The sequence below is a fragment of the Rhizobium cauense genome (assembly GCF_019511525.1).
Taxonomy (GTDB): domain Bacteria; phylum Pseudomonadota; class Alphaproteobacteria; order Rhizobiales; family Rhizobiaceae; genus Rhizobium; species Rhizobium cauense.
The window spans coordinates 118,537-133,698 of sequence record NZ_JAEUAT010000013.1 but is presented as its reverse complement, the minus strand read 5'-3'; the positions used below and the strand labels follow the sequence as shown (position 1 = coordinate 133,698).

Here is a 15,162-nt window from a genome sequence, read left to right as displayed (position 1 = left end):
CCTTGGAGGTATGGGAAGTTTCATGGCCGGTGGCCACAGAGTCCGAATTTCTGGCGAGCCCTGCGAGGACATTTCGTTCTCCGCCGGATTCTCTGACTACCGCTACGATCCCAACGGCGAATACTGGATCGAGCAAAGCTACGTGCAATATTTCATTCCCCACCAGCAGCGATTGGCGCTGCCGGTTGTTCTAGTACATGGCGGAGGGCTGACCGGGAGCTGCTGGGAGACTCACCCAGACTGTCGGATGGGCTGGCAGGAAAGTCTCATTCGCCGAGGCGTGTCAACTTACGTCGCCGACTCGGTGGAGCGGGGCCGCGCGGGTTTCGCCGCGCTGCCCGGCACGTGGAGCGGACGCCCGTTGCAGCGCAGCGCAGAAGAATCCTGGTCCCTGTTCCGGATCGGAAAACGCGCCGACTTTGCAGCACGTCGCCCCTTCGACGGCTCGCAATTCCCATTAGAAGCCTTCGATGACCTTGTCCGTCAGACGGTGCCCAGGTGGTTGACGAACACGGAGGCACAGATCGCCGCTCTGGTGGCGGTAGTCCGAATAGTCGGGCCTTGCTACTTGGTCGGTCACAGCCAAGGGGGTGGTCATGCTATGGCCGTGGCGGAACGCGAACCTGAGCTCGTCCGCGCGACCGTTGCCTTGGAGCCCCATGGAGGACCATCGCGGTTCGAGCGTGCAGCAGGACGCCCCATGCTGCATGTGCAGGGCGATTTCATCGACCGTGATGACACCTGGACGAGGTTGGCGCGGAGCGCAAAGGAGAGCGTGAAGGCGTGGAGGGACGGAGGAGGCGTCGCCGACACGCTCGATCTTCCCCGGGAAGGTCTGATGGGGAACTCTCATATGCTGATGATGGATCGCAATAGCGAGACCGTCCTCGACCTTGTCATGCAATGGCTAACCCGTATTGATGCCTCCCATTCAAACCTGGAGGCCTGCTCATGACCGATTCCGACGACCTGCACTTGAAGCGCTACCTGCCGTATCAGCTCCTCGTGGCGACGAGTGCCATCACTCAGAAAACCTCTGGCATCTATGCTGAATTGCTCGGCATCACCATCGCAGAAGCTCGAGTGATCACCGTAGTCCATAGCTTTGGGCCGGTGTCGACCTTCGAAGTGGCCGAGCTGACAAAGATGGACAAGGCGAAAATCAGCCGTGCCATCAAGCAGCTAACCGCAGTCGGGGTGCTCCACAGGGATCCGAATCAAGAGGACAAGCGCCTCATCACCCTCGCTCTGACTTCAAAGGGAGAGGAACTTCGCAAGCGGCTGGTTACTGTCATGCAAGACATCGAAGCAGAAGCGTTTGCCAGCTTCACGGACGGCGAGAAGTCCGAGCTAGCGCGGTTGTTGCGTAAAATCATCGAACCCAATCCATGAACGAGCGGTGCAGCAGGGAGGGTGTCTCGGTGCTGCCAAACAGAGGAGGAACTCATGCTCGAGAATGTCATCGAACTGAAGCCGGGAGAGACCTATGGAGATCCGGCCTTGCTGCATAGAAACCCGGAGGTGCAGTCGCTCATAAGGCGCAGCCGCACCCTCGGATTCTGCTTCTCGGCTGCCATGATGGCTGTCTACGTGGGTTTTTTCGCGCTCGTGGCTTTCGCGCCGACCATGTTGGGGTCAGGGAACATGGTCTTTGGTTCGAACGCCTACATGGTGTTTTTCGGAATGTTCTTCCTAGCTTGGGCCTTCACCTGGCTATACCTTCGACTCTCCGCTCGTGTCCTTGAACCCATGGCCACCAGAGTTAGAAGGAACGTTGTAGCCACGATCAGCACTCCAGTGGGAGCACGCTGATGGCAGACACACGGTTTATCACCCTGCTGGTCTTCGGGGCCCTTGTCGTCGCCATGTTCGGCATCATTGCCTGGGCTGCGCGGCGCACCCGGACGGCGTCCGATTTCTTCACGGCGGGCCGCAGCATTTCCGGTGTTCAAAACGGCTTGGCCATTGCAGGTGACTTCATGTCAGCGGGCACCTTTCTCGGGACGACGGGACTGATCTATCTGTATGGATTCGATGGCACCTTGATTCTGGTGGCGGCGATCTTTTCATTCCTGCCGCTTCTGTTCCTGCTTGCAGAGCGCCTGCGCAATGGGGGTGCGTTCACGCTCGCCGAGGTTCTGTCACTGCGCTTCCCCGACCCCGTCGTACGGGCGGTCACGGCGGGGACATCCCTCGTTGTGAGCTTGCTCTACCTATTCGCGCAATTGGTCGGCGCCGGGATCCTGCTGCAAGCGTTGTCCGGGTTAAGTTTTTCGACGGCAGTGATTTTGACCGGTGGACTGATGACAGCTTACGTCGCGTTTGGCGGCATGCTCGGGGCGACGTGGGTAATGATTGTGAAGGCAGTAATCTTGCTGCTGGTTGGGGCCGCGATGTGCGCCGCAATCCTCAGCCACACGGACTGGAGTTTCGCCTCACTGGTGACGAGTGCGGCAACCGCACATCCCAAGGGTTTTGAGTTCGCCGGACCCGGACTCCTCCTGTCTTCGGCACATCCCGTCGATATACTGTCATACGGTCTGGTCTACATGCTTGGAACAGCGGGCCTTCCACATGTGCTCATCCGGTTCTTCACCGTGAAGGACGGGACCGCTGCTCGTCGTTCGCTCGGATGGGCGATGGCTGCGATGGGAGTCTTCTTCCTGATGGTCGTTATCCTTGGACTGGGCGCACGTCTTCTTCTAAGCGGCGAGGCGGCGACGCTTGCCTCCGGCGTGGGTGGCAACCTGGTGGCCCCTATATTGGCGGGCGTGCTCGGCGGCGGTCTGGAGACGACTACGGGTGCGATCTCTATCGCGCTGATAGCGGGCGTTTCGTTTCTCACCATTCTAGCAGTCGTCTCGGGGCTCCTTATCTCCGCTTCCGGCGCCGTTGCCCACGACATATTCGCCGGCGTATTTTGGCGAGGTCAGAGCAACATAGAGGAGCGTGAGGCGCGGGTGGCAAGGCTTTCGGCGGTTGTGGTAGGCGTTCTCGCAACGGGAGCCAGTATCGCGATCGGTACGGGCTTCAACATCACGTTCCTGCTTGGACTTGCATTTCTGGTCGCCGCAAGCGCCAATCTTCCAGTCCTCCTGTGTGCTCTCTTCTGGAGAAGCTTTAACCGTACAGGTGCGATCGTCGGCCTGAGCGGTGGCGTGTTCGCCTCGCTGGCCCTCATCCTGGCGTCCCCGGTTGTGCTCGGAGCGCAGGCGTACCTGAGCCTTAAGTATCCCGCCATCATCAGCATTCCCCTCGGGTTTGCGTTGTGCTGGTTGGGGAGCACTATCGGCAGGGAGAGATCCGATAACTTTGATAAGCTGCTGGTTCGCACGGAACTGGGCACGCTTTCGCAGAGTTGATTTGAAGGTTTCCGGTCGGCAGATGTTCGGCCGGAAACCAGCAAGCGCGAGAGATCGTTCCCGACCGTCAATGGCGCATCATCAGGCTACACCATCGGACCACTCCTCCTAGCGGAAGAGCGATCCCCGTTATCCCCCAGTATAATTCAGTGTTCCTATGTCCATCGATACGCTGCTCTGAGTAGGTCGCGAGCATGGGTGCATGGAGACATCCTGAGTCGCGACCTCCGTTCCAAATGGGATCGAAGTTTGATCAGGGATAACGGCTGTGCTGCGCTCAGAGTATTTCGACAGAACCCTCCCAACGCAACGGAACGTCTTCGTTCGTCACGGTCGTACAGGAGCTGTTGCTAGCTCTCTAGCGGTCGGATTGGCGTTATGGCTAGGGGCGGCGGATGTCTCAAGCGCAGCAGCCCTCGAGTGTCCTGAGATCATCGATCTCAAAACGCCGCCGCTTGGTGCGCTAATAGACAGCCTGCTGCCCAAAGGCACCATCCTGGCGCAGCCGGAGCAACTTGCGACCGTCATTACCCTGATGAGGGAACACGGGCTGTCTTCCAACGATACGGTAAACCATCTGATCGCGATGTATTGCCCCGCGGTCGCGGCAGAAACTGATCTTTCTGTCCAGGAAAAAATCACCCGCGTCCGTGACTTCGCCGCCGAAGCATCCCGAATGGTCTTCACAAACAACGGTGTCGACGACGTCATATTCGACGTACCCCTGAACCCGGCGTTGGCTGAACAAGTCAGAGAACTCGCTGGTCATGCTGGGGTGCCCGTCGAAATCTGGATAGCGAAGGTCGTCGCAGCAGCCGTGCGGTAGCGACCAGGCTTTGTTGGCCCCAAGTCGGGCGCACTGAACTTCCCGCAGCGTTCAAATGGTTCAAAAGGAGAAATGAACATGTCCAGCATTTCAGCGCCCCGGACGGGGCTGTCCACTGCGCACGTCGAAAAGCAATGGGGCTGGTTCGCGGCCCTTGGGGTCGGCATGTTGATCGCAGGCGGCATCGCTAGCGCCAATCTGTTCGCGTCCACCCTCGCTTCAGTATTCTACATCGCAGCCATGATGCTATTGGGTGCCGTCATGCAGATTGTCCATGCTTTCACGTCGCGTGATTGGAAGCGCCGGGCCCTTTATCTCCTGACTGGCATCTTCTATGGCGCGGCCGGGGGCCTTGCAGTGTACGACCCGGTCTTTTCGGCCCTTGGCATCACTATCGGGATTGGCGCACTGCTAGTCGCATCCGGCGTCTTCCGCGGGATTTCCGGCCTACTCGACCGGACAAGAAGGGGCTGGGGGTGGATCGCCGCAAGCGGCTGCCTAACATTTTTTGTTGGGGCCTTCATCTTGTCGCAGCCCCTCGTTGGGCTTTGGTTCCTTGGGGGGTTGCTGACCGTCGATCTTATTTTCCAAGGATGGGGGTTCATCGCCTTCGGGCTGGCTCTTCGCGCCCGGCGGCGAGCCTCACGCGGTGCGCCCAGTCACGCATAGTGACCTTGCAGTACTCCGAGCCGATCACGAAAGGAATCGCAATGTCGTCGAACGACCGCGTCATCCAGCTCCAGGTTGCGAACACAAGACCTCAGGATTCAGGAGCCAGCATCGCCCGCCTGACAGAGGATTCCATGGCGAAGATCGGTGTCTCAGAGGGTGACGTGATCGAGCTTGCGGGAAAGCGACACACGGCGGCGATCGCGATGCGTCCTTATCCTGAAGACGAAGGCCTGGACATCATCCGGCTCGACGGGCTGCAACGCATAAACGCGGGGACCTCCAGCGGCGACCATGTGGAGGTCAGGAAGTCAGATGCCAAGCGGGCGACGAAGATTGTCCTTGCCCCTGCGCAAAAGAACCTTGTCCTTCAGGGATCGGGCGAGGCCCTACAACGGACTTTTCTTCATCGGCCCATGGTCGCAGGAGACGTAATCTCCACTTCGGTCCAGCAGCGAATCGGACGAGCGGCTTCCTCCGACAGTCTCACGCGAGGTTTTTTTGAAATGCCTGCATACGGCCTTCAGGAAATTAGGCTTGTAGTCGTCTCGACGACACCTCGCGGAATCGTGCAGATGACGGAGGATACAAGAGTGGAACTGCGGCCACAGTTCGAAGAGCCGACAACCCCCCGCCGAGCGGACGTCACCTACGACGACATCGGAGGACTCGGATCGACAGTCGATCAGGTTCGGGAGATGGTGGAACTTCCGCTCCGTCACCCGGAGCTGTTCCAGCGTCTCGGTATCGATCCTCCAAAGGGCGTCCTTCTTTACGGTCCGCCCGGGACAGGCAAGACGCTAATCGCAAGAGCGGTTGCGAACGAGACCGAGGCGCAGTTCTTCCACATCGCGGGTCCCGAGATCATGGGAAGTCGGTACGGCGAGTCCGAAGAGCGTCTGAGGCAGGTGTTTCAAGACGCGTCACAGAACTCTCCCTCCATCATCTTCATCGACGAGATCGACTCAATCGCTCCAAAACGGGAAGACGTAACCGGAGAAGTGGAACGACGTATAGTGGCGCAGCTTCTGACGCTCATGGACGGGCTGGAGCCTAGGCAGAACGTGGTGGTCATAGGTGCCACGAACCGGCGAGATTCCATCGACGAAGCTCTACGCCGCCCTGGTCGCTTCGACCGCGAGATTGTGATCGGAGTTCCGGACCAGGCTGGGCGCCGGGAGGTGCTGGCGATCCACACGCGCGGCATGCCGCTGGCAGACGGCATGGATCTCGACGAGATCGCCCGGACGACCTACGGCTTTGTGGGAGCAGATCTCGGGGCGCTTGTGCGCGAGGCCGCAATGGACGCGCTCCGGCGGATCTTGCCTTCTATCAATTTACGAGAGGGAATTCCGCCGGATGTGTTGGACGACTTGACGGTTTCGCACGAGGATTTCCTTTCCGCCCTCCGACGTATCCAGCCGTCTGCGCTCCGGGAGATCATGATCCAGGCGCCGAACGTTAGATGGGACGATGTCGGCGGTTTGGATGACGCGCAACTGAAACTGCGGGAAGGGGTGGAGCTTCCTCTGCGATCACCCGAATCCTTCAAGCGCCTTGGCATCAGACCAGCGAAAGGTTTTCTTCTGTTTGGTCCGCCCGGCACCGGTAAGACGCTGCTCGCAAAGGCGGTGGCCCGCGAGGCGGAGGCGAATTTCGTCGCAACGAAGTCGTCGGACCTGTTGTCCAAATGGTACGGGGAGTCGGAACAGCAGGTGGCGCGTCTTTTCGAGCGTGCGAGGCAGGTTGCACCAACAGTGATCTTCATCGATGAGATCGACGCTCTGGCCCCAGCAAGGGGAGGTGGCCTTGGAGAACCCGCGGTCACGGAGCGGGTGGTCAACACGCTTCTGGCCGAGATGGACGGCTTGGAGGAGATGCATGGCGTCGTGGTGATTGCGGCCACCAATAGGCCGAACCTCCTCGACCCGGCCTTGCTGCGACCGGGTCGCTTTGATGAACTTGTCTATGTCCCAGTGCCCGACGCAAAGGGCAGGCGAAAGATACTCGGCATACACACCAAGAAGATGCCTCTGGCTGACGACGTGGATCTTGATCTACTGGCCGAGCAGACCGAGCGGTTCACGGGCGCAGATCTTGAAGACCTGTCGAGGCGCGCCGGCTTGATGGCCTTGCGGAAATCCATCGACGCGGACTTGGTCACTGCGGAAGATTTCTCAAGAGCGCTGACCGAAGTCCGTCCCTCAGTAACACCTGAAATGGAACGAGAGTACGAGCAGATGGTCCGTACGCTGCGACAGGAAGATCCTCAAATGACCGAGATAGGCTTCACGCGCCGCACACAAAAATGACCGAACAAGTGAAACGGCCCTATGGAGTACGGGTGCTCCGGGCCGTCGCAGTGTTGATTTTAGTGCTGTTCTCCGCCTGTGAGATAGCCCTCGAGTTCGTCCTCAAGCTCATAGCAGAGCGTCTCGTACTCCCTCAGCCTATCATCGCTGTCTGCGCTGAACCTGTCTCTGGCGCGGATGGCCACGGCGTAGTCTACGAACTCCTCGCTCCACCAGTGGGCGATTTTCGCATGGCAACGAAGGTGCGGGCGTCGCATCAGTAGCGATGCCACACCGTAGCGGAATGCCTTTGCAGGGTCGTGTCCCATCGGCCTCAGTATATAGCGTGAGCTGAAGACCTGGGTAAGTCCTCCCCCGGCTGCGCCCGTAGGCAGTTCGATCTTATGTGCGGGCCATTGCTCGTCAATAGCTGCATGGTCGGCCGTGGCTGGGCCGGAAGCCATCGGTACAGGCGATGTTCGCCGGACGGTCCAAGGACTGGCCTCCATTCATACTGTCCGTCGACGTGCACGACGACGCGAGGGCAACGAGAATGATCGCGATTATGGATCTTTTTGGCTTGAGCATGTTGTGACGTCCTTTCCAGGTTTCACCGCGCGCGACTTCACCGCTCGTTGGGAGACGAGACTTCCACCGTGGCTGTTGTCTTGAATGCTCCGAATCTAGCAGCTTCTCGAGCGGCTTATAACTACACTTTAGTGAGCCAAGCATGAGTCCTTGAGCGAGTAGTGCTTCTCGCCCCGGCGTCCTACGATCTGATTGGGTCGGGTCCGCCGCCAAACAATCCCGATGAATTTAAAGGATAAGCTCATGTCCAGATTCGCAAGACCGGTTGGAATGCTCGTCCTCCTCATCTGTTCGTCCACGGTCGCTTTCGCTCATACAGGCGTCGATGACGCTAGTGGTTTTAGTCACGGGTTCGCACACCCGCTTCTTGGATTGGATCATGCGCTCGCCATGATCATGCTCGGGCTCTACGTCTATCAACGGCAGGGGACGGCGACCTTGCTCCTTCCAGCGATATTCGTGTTGTCGATGGTTGGTGGAGGAATGCTGGGTTTCCTGGGGGTGACGGTGTCGTTCACCGAAGAGGTGCTCGCACTGTCCGTCGTCGCGATTGGGACTGTAGTGGCTTTCGCGTCCAGGCCACCCATCTGGCTGGTCTCCGGATTGGTGGCTACATTCGCCGTGCTGCACGGCTACGCTAACGGGGCTGAGGCACCGGGGTACGTAGACGGCGGAACCTATGCTCTAGGTTTCGTATTAGCGACGGCGGTTCTACACGCGACCGGGATGGCGTTCGGCGCGGCGATGGAAAGAGTGCTTCACGGGCGAAGTATCGCCCAAGCCTGCGGGAGCGTGGCGGCTTGCGCAGGAGCTGCCATGTTTGCCGGGCTTCTCTAGCAGCCGCGTCAAAGGAGTTCCAACGATGCCGAAGTACAGGATCGGCGATCTGGTCAAATGGAATTCGGAGGCCGGTCTTGTCAGCGGCAGGGTCATACGGATCCATGTCGCGGACTTCGTCTTCAAAGGGTACAAGCATCGCGCGTCGGTCGACGCGCCCCAGTATGAGATCAAGAGCGACCGCAGCGATCATATAGCCGCTCACAAGGAGAGCGCACTGTCCGCGAAGGAGTGACAGTGCCGTTCTTCACCATAGGTCACTCCACCCGCTCTCTGGACGAGTTCATCGAGGTGCTTGCGCCAGCCGCAATCGACTTGATCGTCGATGTAAGAGCATTTCCGCGATCCCGTACGCACCCCGCGTTCAACATCGAAACATTGCCAGCCAGCCTTGACATTCACGGCATAGGGTACGAGCACTGGAGCGATCTTGGTGGACGCCGTCGTCGCCAGAGCGGTGTGCCCTGCAACCTCAACGCACTGTGGCGCAACGCGAGTTTTCACAATTATGCCGACTACGCCCTGTCCGATAGGTTTCAGATGGCCATATCGCGGCTCATTGCAATTGGCACATCGTCACGTGTCGCCATGATGTGCTCAGAAGCGGCGTGGTGGCGATGTCATCGGCGCATCATAGCCGACTACCTGCTTCTTCGAGGATTTGATGTCGATCACCTGATGGCACCTGGCCGAACGATTTCCGGCGCCGTCACCCCTGGAGCCGTCATGACCAGTGAGAATAGGGTGCGCTACCCGGCTGAAACCGCGGGCGGGTACGGGTGTGGCTGCTCCAATTGTCCGAACGTGTAAGCTCTCTGAGCTGACGGACAATATTACTCGCGAAGATGCGTCGATAGATTGGCGTTGAAGAGCGTGCTTTGCCAGCCCGAGCCCGCCATCACAAGTGATCTTCTCGACTTACTCAATGAACAGGAGGACCTCCTTTGTCCCATCATCTGGACTCACCGTTGGCCAGGCAAGACATTCGGCTCGACATCACCGACCTTTACGTTTTCCGAGGTGAGGTCGGCACGGTTTTCGCGATCAACGTCTGTCATTCAATCTTCGGCCCCATACCAAGCCCGGGCTTCCATCCTGAGGGGATGTACGAGATCAAGATCGATCTCAACAACGACGCAGTCGAGGACATTACGTATCGGTTGACGTTTGGTGATCGAAACGAGCAGGGAGAACAGGGGTTTGTCTTGCGACGGATTGCCGGAGGGGCAGCCGCTGATCCAAACGAGATAGGAGACCTCGTCCTCGAAGGTAAGACGGGCGAGGAGGTCAAAGCGCCTGACAAACTGAGGATCTGGGCTGGCAAGGCAGGGGATCCGTTTTGGATTGATCCCGATGTCCTCCATGCTGTTGGCCATGCGTTCGAGGATGGCACCGCGGTCGACTTGAAGAATTGGTCGTCGAAGACTGCGAGAAACCTCTTTGCGGGACACACGGTCTATTCAATCGTTCTGGAAGTGCCGGACGGCGAGTTTCGCTCGCAAGAAGGCGTTAGTAGCCGCCTCGGCATCTGGGCGGTTTCGACACTCGCAACGGACGCAGGTGGCTGGCGTTCCGTCAACCGCATCGGGCTACCGATGATCCATCCGCTGTTTACGCAGTTCAACGGGGATTTAGGCAACCGCTTGAACGCTGGAATACCTACTGATGACTTCGCAATGCACGGAGAGTCCGTGATCAAGGCGGTGTCGGGCGTAGTCGGCGCCTACGGAACCGCAGAGGATCCTAGAGCTTACGCCGAGCGACTTGCTCGTCGACTGTTTCCAAATATCTTGCCGTACACGCTGGGAACCCCAGCAATTTTTGGGTTCTCGGATTGGAACGGGCGATCTTTGACGGATAACGTCGCCGACGTGATGTTCTCGATCGCCGCCAATACTCCAATTCGCCTAGGCATAGGAAAGGAGACAGTCATCCCAGGGCCATCAAAGAATTTTCCTTACGTCCCTCTTTCAACTTGATGGCAATCGATCGCTGGCATCATCCGACTGAGGTCATCTGCGGGCGAGCAAGCGGGGCCTGTAAGCAGCCGATATACAAGCGAGGGGCGCCGTCGTGGCTACGCAACGGCGCCCGCGCATCTTCAGGGCTGCGCCTTTACCGGCAGCCGAAATGGGGCGCCTAGACGGTTGAAGGCATTCATAGCTGCGATCGTGATTGTAAGATCTACCAAATCTCTGGGCTCGAAAACTGCCGAAACTGCAGCATAGGCTTGGTCAGAAGCATGCGTTTCGCTGACAAGCGTCACCTCCTCGGCCCAGGCCAGCGCCGCGCGGTACTGTTCGGAGAATAGGTGCGGCACCTCTTCCCACACTGGGACCAGAGTGACCTTGTCGGCCGCCATGGTCTTCAATAGATCGCGGGTGTGCAGGTCGATACAATGTGCGCAGCCGTTAATCTGCGATACGCGCAGGAATACTAGATGGATAAGTTCCTCAGGCAGATTCGTGTTGTGTGTCACGTAGTGATGGACGCCGAACAGGGCCTTGGCTCCAGCGGGTGCTACCTCGTGCCAGTTGAGGCGCGTGATCTCATTCATGATGGTCTCCTTGAATTGCGCCTACAGCCGGCGCTGCTCGGTTGACGACGCGTCAATTGGAGAAGTGACATCTCGACCCGATTTTATTTTTGGCAGGGGCCATGTCACACTTGCGCGAACTCGCTCGTCCACGAGCCAAGCGATCGAGTGCGAGGAAGGTGGCATGTGGCATCACGGCAGGAACGAAACGGACCGAACTCATAACATCCGCGAGGAGGCGATGACCGATGAAGCGAGCGCTGATGCGTCGCTTAGCGACCAAAGGATTGTGGAATTCACCCGGGAGCGCAAACGCTTGCTGCGTCTGAGCTACCGGATGCTTGGGTCGATCACCGAGGCGGAAGATGTCGTGCAGGATGCGTGGTTGCGTTGGATGCGCGTTAAAGACGAAGTCCGCACTCCGACCGCCTATCTCACCCGTATCGTCACCCGATTATGCCTTGACCGGATGAAGTCGGCGCGAGTGCAACGCGAGATCTATGTCGGCCCCTGGCTGCCAGAGCCGTTGGTCGAGTCTCTGGATGCGTGCGAAGCCACCACTGACGATGTCACTGTGACGCTGATGTTGGCGTTGGAGCGGCTTTCGCCGCTAGAACGGGCTGCCTTCCTGCTCTACGACGTGTTCGACGTAGCGCTGACCGAGGTCGCGGCGGTGCTTGATCGTGAACCTGCTGCCGTTCGGCAACTTGCTTCTCGTGCACGCAAGAATGTCCAGAACGCACGACCACGATACAGCGTCGGGGCGACAGAGGCTGATGGAATTGCTCGCGCATTCTTTGCTGCGTCGCGTGACGGCGATGTCACCGCGCTTTCGGCATTGCTCGCGCGCGATGTCGAGATACATAGCGACGGCGGCGGCAAGGTTCTAGCGTTCCGAGAAGTCATTCGGGGTCGGGAGCGTGCAGTTCGACTCTTCGTTTCCGCTCACCGGAAGTCCATGACTCCGCCCACCTTGCTGCGAACCGCTATCATTAACGGCTTAGCGGGCTATGTGAGCCTTGATTCAAAGGGTGTGTTGCAAACAACAGCTCTCGGCATCCGCGACGACAAGATCTTTGCAATCTATATGGTCAAAAATCCGGATAAGCTGACGCATGTTGACGTTCATCACCGGGACGGTAGCTCGGCTTGATGGCCACCGTTGTGGAGGGACGCGCGACAGATGGGATTTCCTGAGAAGGCGTGTTTGCTCCGAAATTGAGTCGTTGAGATGCGATGCGTTCATTCTCCGCACCTGTGCGGTCGCGGCTTCTCTGCCAAGAACTAGCAGATCGATCTGTCACCGATTAGTGATAGCTGCCCGAATGGCTCTTGCCCTTGAAGAGCCAGTAGACCACGATCGTGTAGATGAGCGTCAACGGCAAGACGAACAGGCCGGCGCCCCAGAACATAAATGACAAGCTGGAATGCGGCGCAGCGGCCTGCTCGATCGTGATCGTGAAGGGAACCATATAGGGAAGGAAGGAGACAGCGAGAGTTCCGAATGCCGAGAGGAACAGGAGTACTGCACCCGAGAACGGCCAGCCATCCCGCCGCGATCTTACGCCCTCCATAATCACCGCACACCCCACGACTCCAATCAATGGGAATGCCCCGAGTCCCGGACGTTCGAGCCAACGGTTCATCACCGGCAGCTTCATCGCAAGCGACACTACGAACGCGATCGCAAGAAAAGCCAGCACTCCGGCGAGGAGCTGCGGAATCAACTGATATCCCCTCTCTCGGACTTCGCCCTCGCACTTCTTCACCAACCAACTGGCGCCTAGCAGGCTGTAGCCCAGGCACAGCCCAAATCCGCAGAGGAACGAAAACGGGGTGAGCCAGCCAAATGCGGTGCCAGTGAAGCGTCCGTCGATGTTCGGAATTCCCTCGACGATGGCCCCTAGCGCGGCTCCCTGAACGAAGCTGGCAATGAAGGAGCCGATACAAAATCCAGCGTCCCACAGCCATTGTTTGCTCCTGCTCTTCTCTCGGAATTCGAACGCGACGCCGCGAAAGATAAGTGCTGCAAGCAGAATGATGATCGGCAGGTAGAACGCACTGAGCACTAGCGAATAGACGACTGGAAACGCACCGAACAATATCGACGCGGTAAGAATCAGCCATGTTTCGTTGCCGTCCCATATCGGCGCGATCGAATTGAGCATGTGCCGCTTCGTATCTTCAGTTCGAGTCGTGGAGAACAAAATTCCGACGCCCAAATCGAACCCGTCGAGAATAACATACAGCGCCAGGGTCAGCCCAAGACTCGCGGTCCAGAACTCAATCATGTCCACTACTCCGTGAAATCGCGTGGTGTGCCAGGACTTCCACCAGGTACAGCCAGGGGACGCTTGGGATTTGCCCCTTCACCGATCTCGTGGACTGTTTCCTCGGGGCCCGCTCGAAGCATGCGATATAGGTAGACGATTCCCGCGACGGCTATCGAAGTGTAGATGACACCGAACGCGATGAAACTGATTGCGACCTGCTCCACCGTGAGTGACGGCGTGACGGCATCGGCAGTACGCAGCACTCCGTATACGGCCCACGGCTGCCTACCAACTTCCGCTGTGAACCACCCGGTCAACGTTGCGATGAATCCAAGCGGAAAACTCAGAAATACGCACCAGTTCAACCATCGGCGGTCAGGCAGCTTCCCCTCGAAGCCAAGCCAGGTCCCATACCAAGCGAGTGCGAGCATCAGGAGGCCGCAACCAACCATGATGCGGAAGGCAAAGAAGGGGATCAAAACTGGAGGGCGTTCGTCCACCGGGAAGGACTTCAGCCCAACTTCTTCCGCAGTGAGGCTCATCGAACCAATAATACTGCCGAGGTAGGGGATCGAAATCTCATACCTGTTCTTCTCGGCGGCTTCGTCCGGAAGCGCTATCAAGATCTCGGACGCAGGCTTCTCATTGTTCCAACGCCCTTCAATTGCCGCGAACTTCGCAGGCTGCTTGTCATGAACATAATCGCCAGTGAGATGACCGAAGAAGAGCTGGACCGGGACCAATATCGCGGCCATGCCCAAGCCCAGCCTGACCATTGCCACGCCCTCGACCCGGAGTCTTCGGTCGATCAGATACCACGCACCTGTCGCAGCGACACAAAATGACGTGGTTAGGTACGCTGCGAGGATCATATGCGGGAACCGGACCCACGCTACGGGGCTGAACACTATTGCCCACCAGTCCGTGGGCACAAAAGTCCCGCTGGCGTCGATCTCGTACCCGACGGGCCATTGCATCCATGAGTTATTGACCATGATCCAGAACGAAGACAGGCTGGTGCCCAGCGTCACCATTGCACAGGCAAACAAATACAGCCACCGCGGAACTCGGGAGCGTCCGAACATCATCACGCCGAAGAAGCTGGCCTCGAGGGCGAATGCGGTGAAGCTTTCGTAGCCTAGGAGTGGACCTTGTATCGGGCCCGTGCGCAACGAGAGTTCGCTCCAGTTTGTACCGAACTGAAAGGCCATTACGATGCCGGTTACGACACCCAGACCGAAGGCTACCGCGAAAATCTTCAGCCAGAAATCGAAGAGACGCCGATACAGCGGTCGCCCGGTCCAAAGGCTGAGCGCCTCCAGGAAGGTAAGCCAAGCCGCAAGACCCACCGTGAACGCGGGGAAGATGATGTGGAAGGAGATGGTAAAGGCGAATTGCAGACGCGAGAGAAAAAGCGCTGTCATTTCCATGCTTTCCTCCCGTCACGAGTGAACTGGTTGCGAGGTTGCCTTGTAGAGCGGTACGGGGCGGCAGCCGGTTACGCTTCGATAGGGGGCCAAACCGGAAACCTGCAAGGTAAGCTCACGATATCGCTGGAGTGCGGCCCCTTGATACCAGACCATAGGACAGCGAGCCTGAACTTTCAGGTCGGAACGATTATCCCAGAGGACAACATTGATGCCCGGCGCGGAAAGTCATCGGGAACGGGGCTGCGACCTACAAGCGCGCGTACGTCTTCAAAGGACTTGAATAGTAGCCCGGCGGCACGCGGCCTCGCCTTGAACCCACCAGTACGGACGGGACACTTGCTTCGCGCATG

16 protein-coding genes are annotated in these 15,162 nt (G+C 58.4%); 12 read left to right on the top strand and 4 right to left on the bottom strand.

The features are described 5' to 3' along the window. Window positions 1-22: 22 nt before the first annotated feature. The 7 genes from JNB88_RS22645 (at window position 23) to JNB88_RS22615 (ending at window position 7,169) form a co-directional block, all read left to right on the top strand. Window positions 23-955, top strand: coding sequence for an alpha/beta fold hydrolase (locus JNB88_RS22645; RefSeq protein WP_220357370.1), 933 nt, complete (start codon window positions 23-25; stop codon window positions 953-955). After that, a complete protein-coding gene (locus JNB88_RS22640) occupies window positions 952-1,392 on the top strand; it encodes a MarR family winged helix-turn-helix transcriptional regulator (RefSeq protein WP_220357369.1) in 441 nt (146 codons plus the stop codon). Before JNB88_RS22645 ends, JNB88_RS22640 begins: the two co-directional genes overlap by 4 nt. A gap of 54 nt (window positions 1,393-1,446) precedes the next feature. Continuing rightward, window positions 1,447-1,812 carry a DUF485 domain-containing protein gene (locus JNB88_RS22635; protein ID WP_220357368.1) on the top strand — a complete coding sequence of 122 codons (366 nt, stop codon included), beginning with the start codon at window positions 1,447-1,449 and terminating at the stop codon, window positions 1,810-1,812. Continuing rightward, complete coding sequence (locus tag JNB88_RS22630; protein ID WP_220357367.1) at window positions 1,812-3,362, top strand: solute symporter family protein; 1,551 nt, start codon at window positions 1,812-1,814, stop codon at window positions 3,360-3,362. The genes JNB88_RS22635 and JNB88_RS22630 overlap by 1 nt, the downstream gene beginning before the upstream one ends. Window positions 3,363-3,732: 370 nt before the next feature. After that, window positions 3,733-4,188 carry a hypothetical protein gene (locus JNB88_RS22625; protein ID WP_220357366.1) on the top strand — a complete coding sequence of 152 codons (456 nt, stop codon included), beginning with the start codon at window positions 3,733-3,735 and terminating at the stop codon, window positions 4,186-4,188. Between the two features lie 78 nt (window positions 4,189-4,266). Continuing rightward, window positions 4,267-4,857 (top strand): HdeD family acid-resistance protein, encoded by a 591-nt coding sequence (locus JNB88_RS22620; RefSeq protein WP_223217286.1) that lies wholly within the window; start codon window positions 4,267-4,269, stop codon window positions 4,855-4,857. Window positions 4,858-4,898: 41 nt separating this feature from the next. Next, window positions 4,899-7,169, top strand: coding sequence for a CDC48 family AAA ATPase (locus JNB88_RS22615; protein WP_220357364.1), 2,271 nt, complete (start codon window positions 4,899-4,901; stop codon window positions 7,167-7,169). A gap of 59 nt (window positions 7,170-7,228) precedes the next feature. Here JNB88_RS22615 and JNB88_RS22610 read toward each other — a convergent pair whose 3' ends face one another. After that, window positions 7,229-7,477 (bottom strand): hypothetical protein, encoded by a 249-nt coding sequence (locus tag JNB88_RS22610; RefSeq protein WP_220357363.1) that lies wholly within the window; start codon window positions 7,475-7,477, stop codon window positions 7,229-7,231. 502 nt (window positions 7,478-7,979) lie between these two features. Between JNB88_RS22610 and JNB88_RS22605 the strand changes: the two genes are divergently transcribed. From JNB88_RS22605 to JNB88_RS22590, 4 genes are all read left to right on the top strand, one after another. Next, on the top strand, window positions 7,980-8,573 hold the full coding sequence (locus JNB88_RS22605; RefSeq protein ID WP_220357362.1) for a HupE/UreJ family protein: 594 nt from the start codon (window positions 7,980-7,982) through the stop codon (window positions 8,571-8,573). Between the two features lie 25 nt (window positions 8,574-8,598). Continuing rightward, window positions 8,599-8,808, top strand: a complete 210-nt coding sequence (locus tag JNB88_RS22600; RefSeq protein ID WP_220357361.1) for a hypervirulence associated TUDOR domain-containing protein — start codon at window positions 8,599-8,601, stop codon at window positions 8,806-8,808. A 2-nt stretch (window positions 8,809-8,810) separates the two neighbouring features. Continuing rightward, a complete protein-coding gene (locus JNB88_RS22595; RefSeq protein ID WP_338111023.1) occupies window positions 8,811-9,383 on the top strand; it encodes a DUF488 domain-containing protein in 573 nt (190 codons plus the stop codon). Between the two features lie 134 nt (window positions 9,384-9,517). Next, window positions 9,518-10,552 carry a DUF4331 family protein gene (locus JNB88_RS22590; RefSeq protein ID WP_223217285.1) on the top strand — a complete coding sequence of 345 codons (1,035 nt, stop codon included), beginning with the start codon at window positions 9,518-9,520 and terminating at the stop codon, window positions 10,550-10,552. Window positions 10,553-10,674: 122 nt separating this feature from the next. Here JNB88_RS22590 and JNB88_RS22585 read toward each other — a convergent pair whose 3' ends face one another. Then, complete coding sequence (locus tag JNB88_RS22585; RefSeq protein ID WP_220357358.1) at window positions 10,675-11,130, bottom strand: carboxymuconolactone decarboxylase family protein; 456 nt, start codon at window positions 11,128-11,130, stop codon at window positions 10,675-10,677. Window positions 11,131-11,350: 220 nt separating this feature from the next. On the opposite strand from JNB88_RS22585, the gene JNB88_RS22580 reads away from it, so the two are divergent. Then, on the top strand, window positions 11,351-12,262 hold the full coding sequence (locus JNB88_RS22580) for a sigma-70 family RNA polymerase sigma factor (protein ID WP_223217284.1): 912 nt from the start codon (window positions 11,351-11,353) through the stop codon (window positions 12,260-12,262). A 154-nt stretch (window positions 12,263-12,416) separates the two neighbouring features. Here the strand turns inward: JNB88_RS22580 and cydB are convergent, their stop codons facing one another. Continuing rightward, window positions 12,417-13,400, bottom strand: coding sequence for a cytochrome d ubiquinol oxidase subunit II (gene cydB, locus JNB88_RS22575; RefSeq protein ID WP_220357357.1), 984 nt, complete (start codon window positions 13,398-13,400; stop codon window positions 12,417-12,419). A gap of 5 nt (window positions 13,401-13,405) precedes the next feature. After that, window positions 13,406-14,812, bottom strand: coding sequence for a cytochrome ubiquinol oxidase subunit I (locus JNB88_RS22570; RefSeq protein ID WP_220357356.1), 1,407 nt, complete (start codon window positions 14,810-14,812; stop codon window positions 13,406-13,408). Between the last annotated feature and the right edge of the window lie 350 nt (window positions 14,813-15,162).

Excerpts from the sequence above, each read along its gene's own strand:
- JNB88_RS22620 (WP_223217286.1), top strand. The coding sequence starts at position 4,267 with ATGTCCAGCATTTCAGCGCCCCGGACGGGGCTGTCCACTGCGCACGTC.
- JNB88_RS22570 (WP_220357356.1), bottom strand. The coding sequence starts at position 14,812 with ATGGAAATGACAGCGCTTTTTCTCTCGCGTCTGCAATTCGCCTTTACC.
- JNB88_RS22610 (WP_220357363.1), bottom strand. The coding sequence starts at position 7,477 with ATGGGACACGACCCTGCAAAGGCATTCCGCTACGGTGTGGCATCGCTA.
- JNB88_RS22640 (WP_220357369.1), top strand. The coding sequence starts at position 952 with ATGACCGATTCCGACGACCTGCACTTGAAGCGCTACCTGCCGTATCAG.
- cydB (WP_220357357.1), bottom strand. The coding sequence starts at position 13,400 with ATGATTGAGTTCTGGACCGCGAGTCTTGGGCTGACCCTGGCGCTGTAT.
- JNB88_RS22615 (WP_220357364.1), top strand. The coding sequence starts at position 4,899 with ATGTCGTCGAACGACCGCGTCATCCAGCTCCAGGTTGCGAACACAAGA.
- JNB88_RS22635 (WP_220357368.1), top strand. The coding sequence starts at position 1,447 with ATGCTCGAGAATGTCATCGAACTGAAGCCGGGAGAGACCTATGGAGAT.
- JNB88_RS22580 (WP_223217284.1), top strand. The coding sequence starts at position 11,351 with ATGACCGATGAAGCGAGCGCTGATGCGTCGCTTAGCGACCAAAGGATT.
- JNB88_RS22600 (WP_220357361.1), top strand. The coding sequence starts at position 8,599 with ATGCCGAAGTACAGGATCGGCGATCTGGTCAAATGGAATTCGGAGGCC.
- JNB88_RS22605 (WP_220357362.1), top strand. The coding sequence starts at position 7,980 with ATGTCCAGATTCGCAAGACCGGTTGGAATGCTCGTCCTCCTCATCTGT.
- JNB88_RS22585 (WP_220357358.1), bottom strand. The coding sequence starts at position 11,130 with ATGAATGAGATCACGCGCCTCAACTGGCACGAGGTAGCACCCGCTGGA.
- JNB88_RS22630 (WP_220357367.1), top strand. The coding sequence starts at position 1,812 with ATGGCAGACACACGGTTTATCACCCTGCTGGTCTTCGGGGCCCTTGTC.
- JNB88_RS22645 (WP_220357370.1), top strand. The coding sequence starts at position 23 with ATGGCCGGTGGCCACAGAGTCCGAATTTCTGGCGAGCCCTGCGAGGAC.